The sequence below is a fragment of the Mesorhizobium sp. AA23 genome (assembly GCF_001672435.1).
GTDB lineage: Bacteria > Pseudomonadota > Alphaproteobacteria > Rhizobiales > Rhizobiaceae > Mesorhizobium.
In genome coordinates this window covers 77,244-94,656 of record NZ_LYTP01000004.1, presented here as the reverse complement: position 1 = coordinate 94,656, position 17,413 = coordinate 77,244, and the positions used below count along the sequence as shown (strand labels likewise).

Here is a 17,413-nt window from a genome sequence, read left to right as displayed (position 1 = left end):
CGGCCATTTCCAATCGATCTGCAGAACGAATTACGGCTTGATCGGCGCGTATTTGCCGTCGTGCCACTGGTTGATGTCGTAGCTGGCGTTCTTCAGGTCGCCCTTCTCGTCGAAGATCACGTCGCCGACCACGGTGCTGATCGGCTTGCCGTCCTTCAGCGCCTCGGCGACCTTGGCCGGGTCGTCGGTGCCGGCGCGCTTGACGCCTTCGGCCACCGCCTGGATCACTGCATAGGAGAACAGCGTGAAACCTTCCGGTGTGAAGCCGCCTTGCTTGATCTTGGCCACGGCCTCCTTCGCTTCCGGCTTCGACTGCGGATCCGAGGGGAAGACGAACATTGTGCCTTCACCGGCCGGGCCGGCGATCTGCCAGAATTCCGGCGAGGCGATCGAGTCCGGCATGATCAGCTGGAACTTGACGTTCTGCTCCGCTGCCTGGCGCAGGATCAAGCCGGCCTCCGGATGGTAGCCGCCGAAATAGACGACGTCGGCCTTGAGCTCTTTCAGCTTGGTGACCAAAGCCGAATAGTCCTTCTCGCCGGCATTGATGCCTTCATAGTCGACCTCCTTGAGGCCGCCGGCATTCATGGTCGCCTTGACAGCATCGGCAACGCCCTGACCGTAGGCGCTCTTGTCGTGCAGGACGACGACGTTCTTGCCGGCATATTTCTTGGCGATCCATGGACCGATGAAAGCGCCCTGCGCATCGTCACGCGTGTAGAGGCGCATGATCGTCGGCCAGCCGGCCTTGGCCGCGGCGTCGGTCAGTTCCGGATTCGACGAGGCCGGGCTCATCATCAGGGTGCCGGCTTCGGCGTAGACGGCGGAAGCGGGAATGCTCGAGCCCGAGCAGGCATGGCCGTCGACGAACTTGACGCCGTTGGCAACGATACGGTTGGCGACCGACACGGCCTGCTTCGGATCGCATTGGTCGTCCTGGATGTCGATCTTGATCTTGTTGCCGTTGACACCTCCGGCGGCATTGATGGCATCCGCCGCGGCCTGCGCGCCCTGCTTGAACTGGTCGCCGATGTTGGCGAGCTGCCCGGTCATCGGGCCGACCACCGAAATCGTGATGTCGTCGGCGAAGGCAACCGATGCGCTCATCGTCAGGCCCAATGCGGCCGCGCTCAAAATACCCAATCTTTTCATGACAATAGAACTCCTCCACTTGCGCGCGGCCGTTCCGGCCACGCTTCTTCCAGAGAGCCGGGACAATTTCACCCTTCGCCGGAACTGTCGAGAGCACAATGTATCGGGATTTGGTTCATTCCGACGGGGAGTTCTTGGGCCAAGCCGCCGTTCCCATACAGCCGGAGACTGCGCAAATGCAAAAGCCGCGCCGGCCTTGTCCCGGCCGGTCGCGGCTTTTGCAGTCGAGCTTCCCGGCGCCCCGCGCACCTGAACCCGCTCGCTTCCCTGTGTTGTCGCACGGCTTGAGTTCGTTGACCTGCCGCGTTCTTGGTCTGGTTAACCGGCCTTTTGCGGCCTTGTCCCTTAAGAGCTCCGGCCCTTACCCCGCAAAATCAGTGCATCGTCATCCATTCGCGCGCTTCGCGCAGCGCCTTGGCGATCTCGGCCTTCGACATCGATGCCGACAATTCCGAGCGCAGCTCGGCGGCGCGGAGCGATCCCTTGATCGCGGCGATGTTGAACCATTTGTGGGCGGCAATGACGTCGGTCTCGCAATCGCGGCCGGTCGCATACATCATGCCCAGTTCGAAAAGAATGTCGGCCTGGGCAGTTGCCCCCATGGCGCCGAAGCCGGCTTCAAGCATTTCAAAGCGTGCCATTTCAATCCCCTGTCTGCTCCCGAGAGCTGCCTCCTTCTGTCCCTGGAATTCCCCTGGGCGGGCCGCTCTTTCGATGCTTTCGAGGATGACGGCTCGCCTTGAATCCGTCGTTAAATGGCTTGCTTAATTTGAAGAAAACAAAGCTAAAACAAGAGGTAAACGCGAAGAACCGTTAAGCATAGGAATCCAGCAATTCAGCCGATCTGCGCCAAATTCGTCGAAAATTTGAGGCGCGGGAATCAAGACTTCGCTAACCACGGAAACCGAAGCCTTTTTCGCCATCCGTTCATTTCCAGCGACCGACGCGGCCGAAATCCTTACAAGCTTCCGTCGCGGCACGGCTTTCGTTTTGGCGATGGCTGGATTAGCTTTACGTTTGCGTAAGGGACAGAGAGGCGGGACGAGGCCCGCCGGAACCCTAAAGGGAGGACAAGCATGTTTCGAAAAGTCAGCCTGGCCCTGGCGGCCACCTTGATGATGGCAGGCGCCGCGTCGGCCGACCCGATCGAGGGCGCTTGGAAGACGCAGGCCGGATCGACGGCGGCGATCGCCGGCGGCGGGGCGTTTTCCATCACGCTCAAGTCCGGCAAATATGCCGGCAAGACGATCGGCTCCTTCAAGGCGGCCGGCGACAACAAGTACACCGGCACCATAACGGACCCCGAAACCGACAAGACCTATTCCGGCAAGGCGACGCTTTCCGGCACCTCGCTAAAGATGAGCGGCTGCGTTCTGGGCGGACTGATCTGCAAGACCCAGACCTGGCACAAGCTCTGACAGTCGAACGGATGACGATACAAAAACGGGGCCCGGCGCCCCGTTTTCTTTTTGAGCGCCGTTTCTGAGCGCAACGCTGGACAAGGCACTTCGCAGGCCTTCGGCCGGTCATGACCCCATCAGCCAATTTGAACGGCAGATGAATATCGGTCTCAGAACCGGTTCAGAGGCGTTCGGGCATTCTCCTCGCCATTGAAGGAGAGACCAATGCTTGTCCGCCGCTTCACCATCGTCTGCCTGCTGATGAGCCTGTTCGGCATGTTCTTCGCCATCCTCGTGGCCGAAGCCGGCCGTCCGGCGCGCTCACCGCGAATGGCCGATACCTGCCGGCTGGACTGCATGAACCATTTCGGCCGCTGAAACGACCAATACTCGAAACCGGAACGACCACCATGAACCGCATCGCTGCCTCCACCCTCAAAGCTCTTCGGCTCCTGCCGCGGGCGATGCTCATCCTGATGGTGCTTGCCGCTCCTGTGCTGGCGGTGCCGATGATGCGCGCCGACGCCGGTTCGGTCATCGAGGCGCCAACGCCGAAGAAGGCAGGCATCGGCTTCGTGCTGCTGGTCAGCCTGCAGCGTGGCTGACACGGCCAGAGAAAAATACTCCGCAAGGCGGGCTTCGCGCCCGCCTCCCCCTCCCAAGCGCTCTTCCAAATCCCTATATTGGGCCATGGAAAAGCGAATCTACCCCCAAGCCATCGAATCGGTCGTCATGCCGGAGCCTTTCGGCAGGCAGAGTTTTGACGACGCCAAGAAGGCGGTCGCGGCGCTGGAGGCGCTCTACGACCGCAACACCAAATTCCTGCGCGATTCCTTCGCCAAGCTCGCCGCCGGCGGCGACGAGAGCAGGCGCTACCGGGCCTTCTATCCGCAGATCGGCGTCACCACCACCTCGTTCACGCAGATCGACTCGCGCCAGGCCTACGGCCATATGCCGACGCCCGGGCATTTTGCCACCACCATCACCCAGCCAAAGCTGTTCGAGAACTATCTCGTCGAGCAGCTTCGGCTCATCATGCGCAATCACGGCGTCCAGGTCACGGTGTCGGAATCGACGACGCCGATCCCGCTGCATTTCGCCTTCCTGGAGGGCACCTATGTCGATGGCACGGCTGCCGAGCGGATCAGGCGGCCGATCCGCGACCTGTTCGACGTGCCGGATCTCGACGGCACGGACGACCAGATCGCCAACGGCACTTTCGAGGTGGCGTTCGGCGAGCCGAGGCCGCTGGCGCCGTTCACGGCCCAGCGCATCGACTATTCGCTGCACCGCATGACGCACTACACGGCGACCAGCCCGCAGCATTTCCAGAATTTCGTGCTGTTCACCAATTACCAGTTTTACATCGACGAGTTCGTGGCGCGGGCCCGCGAGCTGATGGAGAGCGGCGGCGGCGGTTACAGCGAATTCGTCGAGCCGGGCAACCTCGTGACTAAGGCCGGGGCCGGCGCGGCGAGCGAAGGCACCCCGCCACAGCGCCTGCCGCAAATGCCGGCCTACCACCTGAAGAAGTCGGGCCATGGCGGCATCACCATGGTCAATATCGGCGTCGGCCCGTCCAATGCCAAGACCATCACCGACCATATCGCGGTGCTTCGGCCACATGCCTGGGTGATGCTCGGCCACTGCGCCGGCCTGCGCAATACGCAGGCACTGGGCGACTATGTGCTGGCCCATGCTTATGTGCGCGAGGATCATGTGCTCGACGACGACCTGCCGGTCTGGGTGCCGATCCCGCCGCTGGCCGAGATCCAGGTGGCGCTGCAGGAAGCGGTCGCCGAGGTAACGGGACTTTCCGGCTACGATCTCAAGCGCATTATGCGCACCGGCACCGTCGCCACCATCGACAACCGCAACTGGGAACTGCGTGACCAGCGCGGACCGGTGCAGCGCCTTTCGCAGTCGCGCGCCATCGCGCTCGACATGGAATCGGCGACGATCGCCGCCAACGGCTTCCGCTTCCGCGTGCCCTACGGCACGCTGCTGTGCGTCTCCGACAAGCCTTTGCATGGCGAACTGAAACTGCCCGGCATGGCGACGGAATTCTACAAGCGGCAGGTGGCGCAGCACCTCACCATCGGCATCAGGGCGATGGAGAAGCTGGCCGAAATGCCGATGGAGCGGCTGCATTCGCGCAAGTTGAGAAGCTTCTCCGAGACTGCTTTCCAGTAGCCGAGGCAACTCATCGTCTTGCCCGGGCCGCAATTTTGCCGATAAGCAGGCCTGAGCGAGAGTATGTCGCTGCAAAAAGATGCCGGCGACATTCGGCAGAACACGACTGACCATGACAACAGGCGGCGCGCGCTCAAACATGACGGCTGGGGTGGCATTCCTGGCGATGACGGCACTCACGGCCGCGCTGCTGGCCGGATTCCTCGGCGCGCTGCATCCGGCCCTCGATTCGTTCTCGCATTTTCGTATTCACCTGAGCGTGCTCACGGCGCTGCTGGCGGTGGCGCTGCTTGCCAGTTCCTACCGGCTGCAGGCGGCAGCAGCGCTGCTCTTCGCCCTCGCCTGCCTCGCCACGACGGCCAGCGCGCTGCCCAGGTTGTGGCCGCAGCAGGCGGTCGCCAAACCTGCCGACCGTATCGTCTATAGCCTGCTGCAGATCAATCTTCGCTTCGACAATCCGACGCCCAAGAAGGTGCTGTCGCTGATCGGCCGCACCAACCCTGATGTGATCACCCTCGACGAGGTGTCGGGAATGTGGACGAGAGAGCTCGGCTATATCACCGGCGCCTATCCGTACCGCATCCTCTGCCCCTACCCCAACGGCGTGTTCGGCGTCGCGCTGCTCTCGCGACGGCCTTTTGCCGCCGGCACGGCGCCGCATTGCGAGCCGCGCGGCGCGATGGCTACCGCCACGATCGATTTCGGCGGCACCGGCGTCGATGTCGCGGCAATCCATTTGAGCTGGCCGTGGCCGCGCGAGCAGTACTGGCAGATCGGCGAGCTGGCGGGGCCGCTTGCCGCGCTCGGCGAAACCGCCATCATGGCCGGCGACTGCAACGCCGTGCCGTGGAGCGCTGCAGTGCGTCGTGTCGCCTCGCTCGGCGGACTGAGCGTTATGCCGTCGGCCGGGCCGACCTGGATCCATCGGAAGCTACCGGATTTCATCCGGCGCTTCGCCGGCCTGCCGATCGACCAGGTGTTCAGCAAGGGCGCCGTGACCATCCACTCGGCGACGCGGCTGGAAGACGCCGGTTCCGACCACTTGCCGGTGCTGATCGAGTTCTCGTTGCGGTCCGACGGCCGACAGCCCGAGGACGAGCATCAGTCGGCGCTGGCGGCAAACGCACAACTTGGCAACACGGGCGGTTAGCGTCGCATTGCTTCCCGCCGCATCGCCGGTTTCTGCTTGTGCCGCTAAGGCCTGATCAAAGCAGCGACGAGGTGCTCGACATGACCGCCTTCGCGGTGCTCGCGGGCATCGAAGGCATTTTGCCTGGCCTCGTATTCGGCATAGACGGCCTGGATGCGCCGGCGCGCCTCGCTGCGCGCCTTGTAGCAATAAGGGTCGTTAGCGACCCTAAGACCGGTGATCGAGCGATCGGTGACGCGCATCATTTCCCGGGCAATGCGGCCATGGGTTCCCTCGTGGGCGCGCACGCCGGCGAAGAACCGGTTCCAGCGCTTCTTCAATGCAGGCGTGGCTGGCGACGCCAAGCGGGGGAAAGTGTAGAAGAGACTGAGCGTTCCGTTTGCCTGCCGTATCCGGCACGAGCCCTTGTCCTGGATAACGCCAAGCTCCCAGTCGGCCGTATAGGCGGTCTGGGCGATGGCATGCGTCATGAAGCCGTGCTTGGGACCTTTGCTGCCCATCGCCTCGATGAGCGCCGCGCCCGAATTGCCGGCAATGTCATAGGTGCGCGTCTGGACCAGCACCCTGGTGCCGGCCGAAGCCTGCGGCGCGCAGAGCGCGCCGAGAGCGACAAGGCATGTCAGAACCGCCATGCGCATAACCGTCTCCTCCCTATCCTTAGGGAAAGGGAACACAAGCAGGCAGCGGATTCAACAGCCTTGAGGTTGCGCCGTCGCAACCGGTATTGCTCGTAGGTGCCGCCTGTTACCCGGCTCTCGCCAGCCGCAGGATGGCGGCTGGCGAGCCGGCGCGGCCAGACGTGGGGCTCACATGCCTTGGTAGACCGGCCCCTCTCCGCCTTGCGGGGGCACCCAATTGATGTTCCGGTTCGGGTCCTTGATGTCGCAAGTCTTGCAGTGGACGCAGTTCTGCGCGTTGATGACGAAGCGCACGTCCTTGGCGGACGGGTCGGCAGCGGCATTGCCGTCCTTGTCCACCCACTCATAGACGCCGGCCGGGCAGTAGCGGGTCGATGGCCCGGCGAACACGTCGTGCTCGGAACGCTGCTGCAGCGCCATGTCGCCGACGATGAGGTGCACGGGCTCATTTTCCTCATGGTTGGTGTTGGACAAAAACACCGAGGAGAGCCGGTCGAAGGTCAAGACGCCATCCGCCTTCGGATAAGCGATTTTCTGGTGCTTGGAGGCGGGCTCGAGCGTCGCATAGTCGGCCTTGCCGTGCTTCAGCGTGCCGAAGGGCGAGAAGCCGAACAGCGTGTTCAGCCACATGTCGAGACCACCGATGCCGACACCGACGATGGTGCCGAAGCGCGACCACAGCGGCTTGACGTTGCGCACCTTCTTCAGGTCCCTGCCGATGTCGCTGCCGCGCCAGGCGTCTTCATAGGAGGCGAGCTCGTCATTGGCCCGGCCGGCGGCAATGGCGTCCGCGACATGCTCGGCCGCCAGCATGCCCGACAGCACCGCATTGTGCGAGCCCTTGATGCGGGGCACGTTGACGAAGCCGGCCGCGCAGCCCATCAGCACGCCGCCCGGGAATGAAAGCTTCGGCACCGATTGCCAGCCGCCCTCGGTAATGGCGCGCGCGCCATAGCCGATCCGCTTGGCGCCCTCGAAGGTGCCTCTGATCGCCGGATGAGTCTTGAAGCGCTGGAATTCCTCGAAGGGCGAGAGCCAGGGGTTCTTATAGTTCAGATGGACGACGAAGCCGACCGCCACCTGGTTGTCTTCGAGATGGTAGAGGAAGGAGCCGCCGCCGGTTTTCATGTCGAGGGGCCAGCCGAAGGAGTGCTGCACCAGCCCCGGCTTGTGGTTCTCAGGCTTGACCTGCCAGAGTTCCTTGAGACCGATGCCGAATTTGGCGGGCTCGCGGCCGTCGGCAAGCTGGTATTTGTCGATCAGTTGCTTGGCCAAAGAGCCGCGCGCGCCCTCGCCGATCAGCACGTATTTGCCCATCAGCGCCATGCCGGGGGCGTAGGCCGGGCCATGCGTGCCGTCCTTCTCGACGCCCATGTCGCCAGTGATCACGCCGGTCACGGCGTCGGCTTCGTTGTAGACAAGGCTCGCCGCGGCAAAGCCCGGATAAATCTCGACGCCGAGCGCCTCGGCCTTGGTCGCCAGCCAGCGGCAGACATTGCCGAGCGAGACGATGTAATTGCCGTGATTGTTCATCAGCGGCGGCATCAGGAAGTTGGGCAGGCGGAAGGACCCGGCGGGGCCGAGCACCAGAAAATGATCGTCGGTGACAGGCGTCTTGAAAGGGTGCCCTTCCTCCTCGCGCCAGCCCGGCAAAAGGCGGTCGATGCCGATCGGGTCGACGACGGCGCCGGACAGGATATGGGCGCCGACCTCGCCGCCTTTTTCCAGCACGACGACGGAAAGGTCGGGGTTGAGCTGCTTCAGACGGATCGCCGCGGCAAGGCCGGCCGGACCGGCGCCGACGATGACCACGTCGAATTCCATGCTCTCGCGTTCGATTTCGCTCATCTGCCCCTCGCTGGCTTGCCCTATTCTCGCATTTTGCTGGCTCACGCGCTGCATAGCGCATCAATTCGCGACGCGAAACCGGCGCTGACGTGACAAAGCCGATTTCGACAAAAAGTCGCGGTGTTCCATACGAAACGGCCATCGGACAGGCGACGGCGAAGCATAGGCCAGGGCCATGCAGTTGGAAGGCCAGGCCTGTCCGGCACGTTTTTAATTGTTCGACGGCTTGCTTATCGGCAATACTTGGCCCCATGCGCACTCCCGAGCCAATCGGCTTTTCATTGAAGCGCTTACTCTTCACGCTCGGCGTGCTCTGCCGCGCGGTTCTTCCGCTCCTCTTTTCGCTCGGCGCCGCCCAGGCCGATCCGCAAAAAGTCTGGGCGGCCGGCGCCTACTCCTTTTCCGACGAGCTCGGCGGCTTCCGCATCACCGGCGCTTCCGGAATTGGCACCAAGGATGACCCGCTGGTCATCACCGAGGAGCTGAATTCGGCGACGCCAGTGACGCTGACCATCCGCGCGATCCGGCCGATCGAAGCCTTCGGCAGGGCCGGCAACGTGGCCAATGGGGTTATGTACATGCGCATCGACGTGCTCAACAACAGCTCCCTGCCCTGGGTCGAGTTCCAGTTCGAGCTGCAGGAAATCCTCGACCAGCCGAGCGTGTTCGGCGACGGTCTCTCCTTCGACCAGCGCAACAAGAATCCCGACAACATCGTCTCGAGCAACTTCGCCGATTTCGACCGCCAGTTCGAACCCTATGACCGGCTCTTGTTCAAGAACGGCAAGGTCGACCCGCTGAAGACGGCGACGTTCGAGTTCCTGATCACCGACTACACGCCGCGCTGGACATTTTTCCTAGTGCAGGATCCGCGCATACCGACGGGCTGACAGACATTGCGCTGAATGGCGAATTCCCGGCGGTTGCAAATCTTTGCCGCGCGGACGATGGTGGCGCCATGACTGCCGCCTCCCCCAACAACCCGATCGATATCGCAGAGCTGCTGGCCTTCTATGCCATCGCCGGCGTTGACGAGGCGCTGGAAGACACACCTGTCAACCGCTTCGCCGAGGCCAAGCCGAAGCAAGCCGAGCGCGCGCCGGCGCAGGCCGCAACCGCGCGTGAAAGCATGCCCCTGGAGCGGCCGGCATCGGAGCCCGGATTGGAGGCAGGCCGGGCGGCGGAACGGCCGGCGGCATCGACGGGACTTGACGCAAGCCAAGTGCCCGATGCGCCGCGGCGCCCGACGCTCACCACCGCCACGGTCCCCGACGAGGGGCAGATCAAGCTCGCGCGGCAGCTGGCGGCGAGCGCCTCGACGCTTGACGAACTGCGCCAGCAGATGGCGGCGTTCGACGGCTGCAATCTCAAATTCACCGCCAAGAACCTGGTCTTCGCCGACGGCAACCCGAATGCCGACCTGATGCTCGTCGGCGAGGCGCCGGGCCGCGACGAGGACCTCGAAGGGCTGCCCTTCGTCGGCCGCTCCGGACGGCTGCTCGACAGCATGCTGGCAGCGATCGGCCTCGACCGGACATCGGCCTATATTGCCAACGTCATCCCGTGGCGCCCGCCGGGCAACCGAACGCCGACGCCGCACGAGACCGAGATCTGCCGCCCGTTCATCGAAAGGCAGATCGAGCTGGTCAATCCGAAGGTGCTGGTCAATCTCGGCGGCCCTTCCGCCAAGACGCTGCTCAACACGACCGAGGGCATCCTGCGCCTGCGCGGCAATTGGCGCGTCCACACAACCCAGTCGGGCATTGCCATTCCAGCGATGCCGACGCTGCATCCGGCGTATCTGCTTCGCACGCCTGCACACAAGAAGCTGGCGTGGCGGGATTTTCTCGAGGTGAAGGCGAAACTGAGGGCGTTGGGGTGAAGCACCTTCCCTTCTCCCACAACAAGGGAGAAGGGGAGCGATAACCTCTCAGGTAATTGAATTACTCCCCTCGCCGGCCTACTCATCCCCCATGACAACACCCGACGTCTCCGCCGGCAGCCTCATTCGCGAGTGGCGCACGCGCCGGCGCATGAGCCAGCTCGACCTCGCCATGGAAGCCGATATCTCGCAGCGGCATCTCTCCTTCGTCGAAAGCGGCCGCGCCCAGCCTTCGCGCGAGATGGTGCTGCATCTGGCCGAGCAGCTTGCCATTCCTCTACGCCAGCGCAACCAGCTTTTGCTCGCGGCCGGCTTCGCGCCGAGCTTCAGCGAAAGGCCGCTGACCGATACGACGCTGGCGCCGGCGATGGCTGCGGTCGAGACGGTGCTCAAGGGCCACGAGCCCTTCCCGGCGCTGGCGGTCGACCGGCACTGGAACCTCGTTTGCGCCAACGCGGCGATCGGCCCGTTCCTGGCCGACGTCTCGGAGCCGTGGCTGCTCAAGCCGCCGGTCAATGTGCTGAGGCTCAGCCTGCATCCCGGTGGCGTCGCGCCGCGCATCGTCAACCTCGCGGAATGGCGCGCGCATCTGCTCGAGCGCCTCAAGCACCAGAACGACGCCACCGGCGACTCCATGCTGATCGAGTTGGAGAAGGAATTGCGCGGCTATCCGTCCGGGCTGAGGAGCAGCCGGCCGGCGCCCGTCGAGCCAAGCGGCATCGTCCATCCGCTCAGGCTCGCGCATGGCGATCAGGTGCTGTCCTTCATCAGCACGATCACCGTCTTCGGCACGCCGCTCGACGTGACGCTGTCGGAGCTGGCGATCGAATCCTTCTTCCCCGCCGACGACCAGACGCGGACCGTGCTGGTGTGGCTGGCGAAGGAGCGGACGGCCGCTTCGTAGGCTTACCCCTGCGGCGGCGTCGCCCTTCGGGTGCGCGTGCGCTCGAGGCCAAGTTGCCTTTCGCGCCAGATGATGAAGATGCCGGCGGCAACCACAATCACGCCGCCGATCAGCGTGTTGAGCGACGTCACATCGCCGAACACAAGATAGCCGATGACGACGCCGAGAATCATCGAGCTATATTCGAAAGGCGCCACGACCGAAGCCTCGGCGTGGCGGTAGGCGGCCGTCATCAGGATCTGGCCGAGCCCGCCGCAGAAGCCTGCCATGACAAGCAGCGCGGCTTGCATCGGCGTCAGCATCTGCCAGCCGAAAGGCAGGGTGAGCAGCGCCAGCACGCTCGCCGTCGAGGAAAACCACAGCACGATGGTCGCCGTCTTCTCGGTCTGCACGAGATTGCGCACCAGAAGCATGGCGACGGCCGAGATCGTCGCGGCGATCAGCGCCGCCATGACGCCAAGCACCTCCTGGTCGTCGAGCGCCTCGCCGGAATTCAACAGCGTCAGTTCCGGCCAGGAAACGATCAACACGCCGACGAGGCCGAAGGCGACCGCGCTCCAGCGATAGACGCGGATCGTCTCGCCCAGGAAGATTGAAGAGAACACCACGACCAGCAGCGGCTGGGCATAATTCAGCGTGATCGCTTCGGGAAGTGGCAACCTGGTCAGCGCGAAGAAGCCGAGCCCCATAGCGCCGACGCCGACGACGCCGCGCGCGATGTGGTTGAACGGCCGTTTCGTGGTGAATGCGGTGGCGAGCTGGCCCTTGAAGGCCAGAAAGGCGATGATCGGCAAGATGGCAAAGAAGGAGCGGAAGAAGACGATCTGTCCGGCGGGCACGGCGCCGGCCGCCTTGATACAGGTCTGCATGCCGACAAAGACCGCCACGGAGACAATCTTCAGCGCAATGCCGCGCAGCATATTGTGGCCGACGGCATGATCGACGGTCATCTTGCCTCGTGACGATGGTCGGAAAACGAAGCCCAGAAATAGACCTTGGCGCAGTTTTGTCGAGTGACCGTTTGGTGTAAAGAACGCGGACTTTAGAATTCCCCCACCAGCAAAGCCTGCTGCCCACCCGAATTGATAGGAAAAACGACGGAATGCGCACAGATACCGGCCATGTCTTCAAGCTCGAAGACTACCGCCCCAGCGACTATCTCATTCCGCGGACCAGCCTCGATTTCCGTCTGTCTCCGGATGCCACCCGCGTCACTGCCGTGCTCACCGTCGAGCGATGCCAGGGGGTCGCCGCTTCCGCGCCGCTGGCACTCGACGGCGACGGGCTGAAGCTGCTCAGCGTTGCCATCGACGGGCAGGTACTCCCGGAAGCCGACTATCAGGCTACGCCCGACCAGCTGATCATTCCGACGCCGCCGGCGGCACGGCGCTTCGAGCTTCGTCTCGAGACCGAGATCGCGCCGTCCAGCAACGAGGCGCTGATGGGCCTTTATCGCTCCAACAATGTCTATTGCACCCAATGCGAGGCGGAGGGGTTTCGCCGCATTACCTATTTCCTCGATCGTCCAGACGTCCTCTCGGTCTACACCGTGCGCATCGAGGCGCCGCACAACGAGGCGCCGCTGCTGCTGTCCAACGGCAACCCCGTAGAAAGCAGGGCGCTCGCGGATGGCCGGCACTATGCCGTCTGGCACGACCCCTTCCCGAAGCCTTCCTATCTCTTTGCGCTGGTGGCTGGCGCGCTCGGCAAGGTCGCGGGAAGCTTCACCACCCTATCCGGCCGCAAGGTCGAGCTCGGAATCTATGTCGAGCCCGGCAAGGAGCGGCTCGCCGGCTACGCGATGGATGCGCTGAAGCGCTCGATGAAATGGGACGAGGAGGTCTTCGGCCGCGAATACGACCTCGACGTCTTCAACATCGTCGCCGTGTCAGACTTCAACATGGGCGCCATGGAGAACAAGGGCCTCAACATCTTCAACGACAAATATGTGCTGGCCGACGAGGAGACGGCGACCGATGCCGACTTCGCCAATATCGAGGCGATCATCGCGCATGAATATTTCCACAATTGGACAGGCAACAGAATCACTTGCCGCGACTGGTTCCAGCTCTGCCTGAAGGAAGGGCTGACGGTTTACCGCGACCACGAATTCTCGGCCGACCAGCGCTCGCGCGCGGTAAAGCGCATCGCCGAGGTGCGCACGCTGCGCGCGCATCAGTTCCCCGAGGACCAGGGGCCATTGGCGCATCCGGTCAGGCCGCGCCGCTACCGCGAGATCAACAACTTCTACACGGCAACAGTCTACGAGAAGGGCTCGGAAGTGGTGCGCATGATCCGCACCATCCTCGGAGCGGAAACCTTCCGAGCCGGTATGGACCTCTATTTCGAGCGGCATGACGGCGAAGCGGCGACGATCGAGGACTTCCTCAAAGTGTTCGAGGACGTCTCGGGCCGAGACCTCGGGCAGTTCGCGCTCTGGTACCATCAGGCCGGCACACCGAACCTGACGGTGAGTTCCTCCTACAATGCGGCGGCCAAGGCATTCACGCTGGAGATCGAACAGTCGGTGCCGCCGACGCCGTCGGAAAGCCGCAAGCGACTGATGCATATTCCCCTCGCCTTCGGCCTGGTCGGCGCCGGCGGCAAGCCTGTCGCCTGGACAGCCGTCGATGGCGCCACCGTCGAGGACGGCATCATCCATGTCCGAAAGCGGCGGCACACGGTGCGCTTCTCGGGGGTTTCGGAGCGACCTTCGGTGTCGCTCAACCGCGGCTTCTCGACGCCGATCACGCTCTCGGTGCAGCAGAAGGCCGACGACCAGTTCTTCCTGGCCAGCCATGACAGCGATCCTTTCTCGCGCTGGCAGGCCTTCAACACGCTGCTCACCGACGCGCTCATAGCGGCGTTCCGCCAGCTGCTGGGCGGCAAAGAGTCGGCCTTCGACGCAAAGCTCGCCGAGCTTGCCGGAAGCATTGCCCGCGACGAGACGCTGGAGCCGGCCTACCGGGCGCTGGCTCTGTCGCTGCCCGGCGAGGCCGATATTGCGCGCGACATCGGCCAGGGCATCGATCCCGACGCCATTTTCGTCGCCCGCGAGGCGCTGGCGCGGACGATTGCCATGGCGAATCGCGAGATCTTCTCGGCCCTTTACGCCAGCCTGGCCGACAACGGTCCGTTCACGCCCGACTCGGCAAGCGCTGGGCGCCGCGCGCTGCGCAACATCCTGCTCGATTACCTGTCGCTCCTGCCCGAAGGCGCGGCGCTTGCCGCGCGGCATTTCAACGCCGCCACCAACATGACCGACCGCGCCGCGGCGCTGACCGTGCTGGCGCACCGCCATGCCGGCTCCGCGCAAGCCGAGGAGGCGCTGTCGGCCTTCGAAACGAGATACAGCGGCGATGCGCTGGTGCTCGACAAATGGTTCCAGATCCAGGCCGGAGTGCCGGGACCGCTGACCGTCGAAAAGGTGCGCGCGCTGATGCAGCACCCTGCCTTCTCGATCGCGAATCCGAACCGGGTGCGCTCGCTGATCGGGACCTTCTCCAGCGCCAACCAGACCGGCTTCCATCTCGCCGACGGCCAGGGCTACCGCTTCTTCGCCGAGACCGTGCTGGAGGTCGAGAAGCGCAACCCGCAAGTGGCAGCACGGCTGGCGACGGCGCTCAGGTCCTGGCGCTCGCTGGAACCGGTCCGACAGAACAAGGCAAGGCAGGCACTGCTGCAGATCGCGAACGCCGACAACCTGTCGGCCGACCTGCGCGACATCGTGGAGCGGACGCTGGTGTGATTAGCAATCTCCCTCGTGGGGGAGATCAGCAGTTTCGACGAATTTCAATCAACTTTTAATCTTTTTTGGCCGCGCCTCTGGACAAGGCGAATCACCTTTGATTCCTTATTGACGATTCGGACGTGCGGCGTAGCCGGATCGTCAAGTATGCGGCAAATCGGGGAGTGCCATTTATGGCCAAGACGGACGCGTGGGGCGCGCCCGGAGGGAGAGCTTTTGCGCGTCGCGAGGCAAGGAGCGGCGGGCCTGCCGGCAATGCGCGTCTGATCGCCGAACCCGCCTACCAGCGGCTGCTGGCGGCGGAACCGCTGCTGCGCCGCTCCATCCCCGCACTGATCATCATCTTCCTGATCGTCATCGCCGCACTGCGCTTCCTGTCGCTGGTGAACGACCGCGACGAGGTCGAACGCGACGCCAAGTCGGTGCTGGCGTTAGCCGCCGGCCAGATGGCACAGGCGATTACGGCCGACCCGAACGCAGCCGGCGTGAATGCGACGGACCTTCTGGAGAAGACCAGCCGCCAGGGTGCCATGGGCCGCAGCCACGTGCTGGCCATCACCGACGGCGCTTTCAAGATCCTCGCGGTATCGCCATTGTCGACCGGCTGGCAGGGACGCTCGCTGGACAGCCTCGTGCTCGGCGGCCAGCCGCTGTTCATGTTCGGCGACCGCGCCGGCGTTATGGATGTCAGCATCGGCGGCAAGGACTGGTTCGCCGCCGTCAGCCTCACCGGCGACCGCAACAACGCCGCGGCGGTGCTGGTGCCCAAGGAGGCGGTGTTCGACAGCTGGCGCAAGACGGTGTCGCTCAACGTCACGTTGTTCGTGCTGACGGCCGGCGTGCTGATCGTCATCCTTTACGCCTATTTCGGCCAAGCGGCGCGCGCCCAGGCGGCCGACCGCATCTATCTCGAAGCGCATCAGCGCATCGACATGGCGCTGGTGCGCGGCCGCTGCGGGTTGTGGGACTGGGACATGGTGCGCGGCAAGATGTACTGGTCGCGCTCGATGTACGACATGCTGGGCTACGAGCCCTGCGATACGATGCTGTCCTTCGGCGAGGTCGACGAGATCATCCATCCCGACGACGGCGACCTCTTCGAGCTCGCCAACCGCATCGTCGAGCGCGAGATCGACCATATCGACCAGGTGTTCCGCATGCGCCACGCCGACGGGCAGTGGGTGTGGATGCGCGCCCGCGCCCAGGTGATCGACCCGGAAGCGCCCGAGATCCAGCTGATCGGCATCGCCGTCGACGTCACCGAGCAGCGGCATCTCGCGCTGCGCTCGGAAGCGGCGGACATGCGGCTGCGCACGGCGATCGAGAACATCAACGAATCCTTCGTGTTGTGGGATGCCGCCGAACGGCTGATCATGTGCAACTCCAAATTCCAGCAGGACAACGGGCTCTCGGACCGTGACGTGATGCCGGGCGCGACCCGCGACATGCTGGAGGAGCGCATGCTCGCCTTCGCCTCGGAGCGCAGGCTGGCCAACGCCAACGGGCCGCATGGCGGTGTCACGCTGGAGCGCCAGCTTGCCGACGGACGCTGGCTGCAGGTCAACGAGCTCAGGACCAGAGACGGCGGCATCGTCTCGGTCGGCTCCGACATCACCCAGATCAAGCTGCATCAGGAAAAGCTGGTCGACAGCGAGCGCCGCCTGATGGCGACGATCCACGATCTTAGCCTCGCCCGCCGCGCCGAGGAGGAACGCGCCAAGGAGCTTGTCGAGCTCAATCGCAAATACATGAAGGAAACCGAGCGCGCCGAGGCCGCCAACCGGGCGAAGTCCGAATTCCTCGCCAATATGTCGCATGAACTGCGCACGCCGCTCAACGCCATCATCGGCTTCTCCGAGCTGATGCAGCAAGGCCTGTTCGGACCGCTTGGTTCCGAGCGCTACGAGGAATATGCCAGCGACATCAACGGCAGCGGCAAATACCTGCTCGGCGTCATCAACGACATTCTCGACATGTCGAAGATCGAGGCCGGCCAGTTCTCGCTTGACCGCGAGGAAATCGACCTCTGCCCGCTGATCAGGGAAACGGTTCGCGTCATCTCGCTGCAGGCGGCGGAGAAGTCGATCACGGTAGAGACGCGCATCGCCGATGCGATGCGGCTCTACGCCGACCGCCGCGCGATCAAGCAGATCGCAATCAATCTGCTCTCCAACGCGGTGAAGTTCACCGGACAGGGCGGCAAGATCACGGTCAGGGCGCGCAGCGCCTCAGGCGCGCTGGTGCTCACCATCGAGGACAATGGCTGCGGTATCCCGAAGCAGGCGCTGAGCAAGCTCGGGCGGCCGTTCGAGCAGGTGCAAAACCAGTTCTCCAAGAACCACACCGGTTCCGGCCTGGGCCTCGCCATCTCGCGTTCGCTCGCCGAACTGCAGGGGGGCGCGCTGAAGATTCGCTCCACCGAAGGCGTCGGCACGATCGTGTCGGTCCGCATCCCGCTGAAGAAGGCGCCGCCCATGGTCAAGGTGGCGGCTTAGTTG

Annotated in this window: 15 protein-coding genes; 10 read left to right on the top strand and 5 right to left on the bottom strand. The window is 63.9% G+C overall.

The annotated features are described in order from the left end of the window. Nucleotides 1-30 precede the first annotated feature (30 nt). Both A9K66_RS05915 and A9K66_RS05910 read right to left on the bottom strand, forming a co-directional pair. On the bottom strand, nucleotides 31-1,152 hold the full coding sequence (locus tag A9K66_RS05915; RefSeq protein ID WP_067321025.1) for an ABC transporter substrate-binding protein: 1,122 nt from the start codon (nucleotides 1,150-1,152) through the stop codon (nucleotides 31-33). Nucleotides 1,153-1,526: 374 nt separating this feature from the next. Then, nucleotides 1,527-1,793 (bottom strand): sel1 repeat family protein, encoded by a 267-nt coding sequence (locus tag A9K66_RS05910; protein ID WP_066997543.1) that lies wholly within the window; start codon nucleotides 1,791-1,793, stop codon nucleotides 1,527-1,529. A gap of 435 nt (nucleotides 1,794-2,228) precedes the next feature. Between A9K66_RS05910 and A9K66_RS05905 the strand changes: the two genes are divergently transcribed. From A9K66_RS05905 to A9K66_RS05890, 5 genes are all read left to right on the top strand, one after another. Next, on the top strand, nucleotides 2,229-2,570 hold the full coding sequence (locus A9K66_RS05905) for a DUF2147 domain-containing protein (protein WP_067321021.1): 342 nt from the start codon (nucleotides 2,229-2,231) through the stop codon (nucleotides 2,568-2,570). 207 nt (nucleotides 2,571-2,777) lie between these two features. Further along, nucleotides 2,778-2,930 (top strand): hypothetical protein, encoded by a 153-nt coding sequence (locus A9K66_RS30675; protein ID WP_164747131.1) that lies wholly within the window; start codon nucleotides 2,778-2,780, stop codon nucleotides 2,928-2,930. A 32-nt stretch (nucleotides 2,931-2,962) separates the two neighbouring features. Beyond that, a complete protein-coding gene (locus A9K66_RS05900; RefSeq protein WP_067321018.1) occupies nucleotides 2,963-3,157 on the top strand; it encodes a hypothetical protein in 195 nt (64 codons plus the stop codon). Between the two features lie 127 nt (nucleotides 3,158-3,284). Next, on the top strand, nucleotides 3,285-4,745 hold the full coding sequence (locus A9K66_RS05895) for an AMP nucleosidase (RefSeq protein WP_245299647.1): 1,461 nt from the start codon (nucleotides 3,285-3,287) through the stop codon (nucleotides 4,743-4,745). 166 nt (nucleotides 4,746-4,911) lie between these two features. Then, complete coding sequence (locus A9K66_RS05890; protein ID WP_245307403.1) at nucleotides 4,912-5,895, top strand: endonuclease/exonuclease/phosphatase family protein; 984 nt, start codon at nucleotides 4,912-4,914, stop codon at nucleotides 5,893-5,895. Nucleotides 5,896-5,939: 44 nt separating this feature from the next. Here A9K66_RS05890 and A9K66_RS05885 read toward each other — a convergent pair whose 3' ends face one another. Both A9K66_RS05885 and A9K66_RS05880 read right to left on the bottom strand, forming a co-directional pair. Beyond that, complete coding sequence (locus tag A9K66_RS05885; protein WP_066997555.1) at nucleotides 5,940-6,533, bottom strand: DUF922 domain-containing protein; 594 nt, start codon at nucleotides 6,531-6,533, stop codon at nucleotides 5,940-5,942. 168 nt (nucleotides 6,534-6,701) lie between these two features. Then, nucleotides 6,702-8,381: an electron transfer flavoprotein-ubiquinone oxidoreductase gene (locus tag A9K66_RS05880; protein WP_067321012.1), complete on the bottom strand. Its 1,680-nt coding sequence runs from the start codon at nucleotides 8,379-8,381 to the stop codon at nucleotides 6,702-6,704. A gap of 251 nt (nucleotides 8,382-8,632) precedes the next feature. On the opposite strand from A9K66_RS05880, the gene A9K66_RS05875 reads away from it, so the two are divergent. The 3 genes from A9K66_RS05875 (at nucleotide 8,633) to A9K66_RS05865 (ending at nucleotide 11,167) form a co-directional block, all read left to right on the top strand. Then, the gene (locus A9K66_RS05875; RefSeq protein WP_067321008.1) at nucleotides 8,633-9,271 is read left to right on the top strand and encodes a hypothetical protein; all 639 of its coding nucleotides are present in this window, start codon (nucleotides 8,633-8,635) and stop codon (nucleotides 9,269-9,271) included. 68 nt (nucleotides 9,272-9,339) lie between these two features. Further along, the gene (locus tag A9K66_RS05870) at nucleotides 9,340-10,263 is read left to right on the top strand and encodes a uracil-DNA glycosylase (protein ID WP_067321005.1); all 924 of its coding nucleotides are present in this window, start codon (nucleotides 9,340-9,342) and stop codon (nucleotides 10,261-10,263) included. Nucleotides 10,264-10,354: 91 nt separating this feature from the next. Next, nucleotides 10,355-11,167 (top strand): helix-turn-helix transcriptional regulator, encoded by an 813-nt coding sequence (locus A9K66_RS05865; RefSeq protein ID WP_067321002.1) that lies wholly within the window; start codon nucleotides 10,355-10,357, stop codon nucleotides 11,165-11,167. A 2-nt stretch (nucleotides 11,168-11,169) separates the two neighbouring features. Here the strand turns inward: A9K66_RS05865 and A9K66_RS05860 are convergent, their stop codons facing one another. After that, the gene (locus tag A9K66_RS05860) at nucleotides 11,170-12,117 is read right to left on the bottom strand and encodes a DMT family transporter (protein ID WP_067320999.1); all 948 of its coding nucleotides are present in this window, start codon (nucleotides 12,115-12,117) and stop codon (nucleotides 11,170-11,172) included. A gap of 152 nt (nucleotides 12,118-12,269) precedes the next feature. Here A9K66_RS05860 and pepN point away from each other — a divergent pair, with 152 nt between their 5' ends. Both pepN and A9K66_RS05850 read left to right on the top strand, forming a co-directional pair. Beyond that, nucleotides 12,270-14,915: an aminopeptidase N gene (gene pepN / locus A9K66_RS05855; protein ID WP_067320995.1), complete on the top strand. Its 2,646-nt coding sequence runs from the start codon at nucleotides 12,270-12,272 to the stop codon at nucleotides 14,913-14,915. A gap of 173 nt (nucleotides 14,916-15,088) precedes the next feature. Further along, nucleotides 15,089-17,410: a PAS domain-containing sensor histidine kinase gene (locus A9K66_RS05850; RefSeq protein WP_067320992.1), complete on the top strand. Its 2,322-nt coding sequence runs from the start codon at nucleotides 15,089-15,091 to the stop codon at nucleotides 17,408-17,410. The last annotated feature ends 3 nt before the right edge of the window (nucleotides 17,411-17,413 follow it).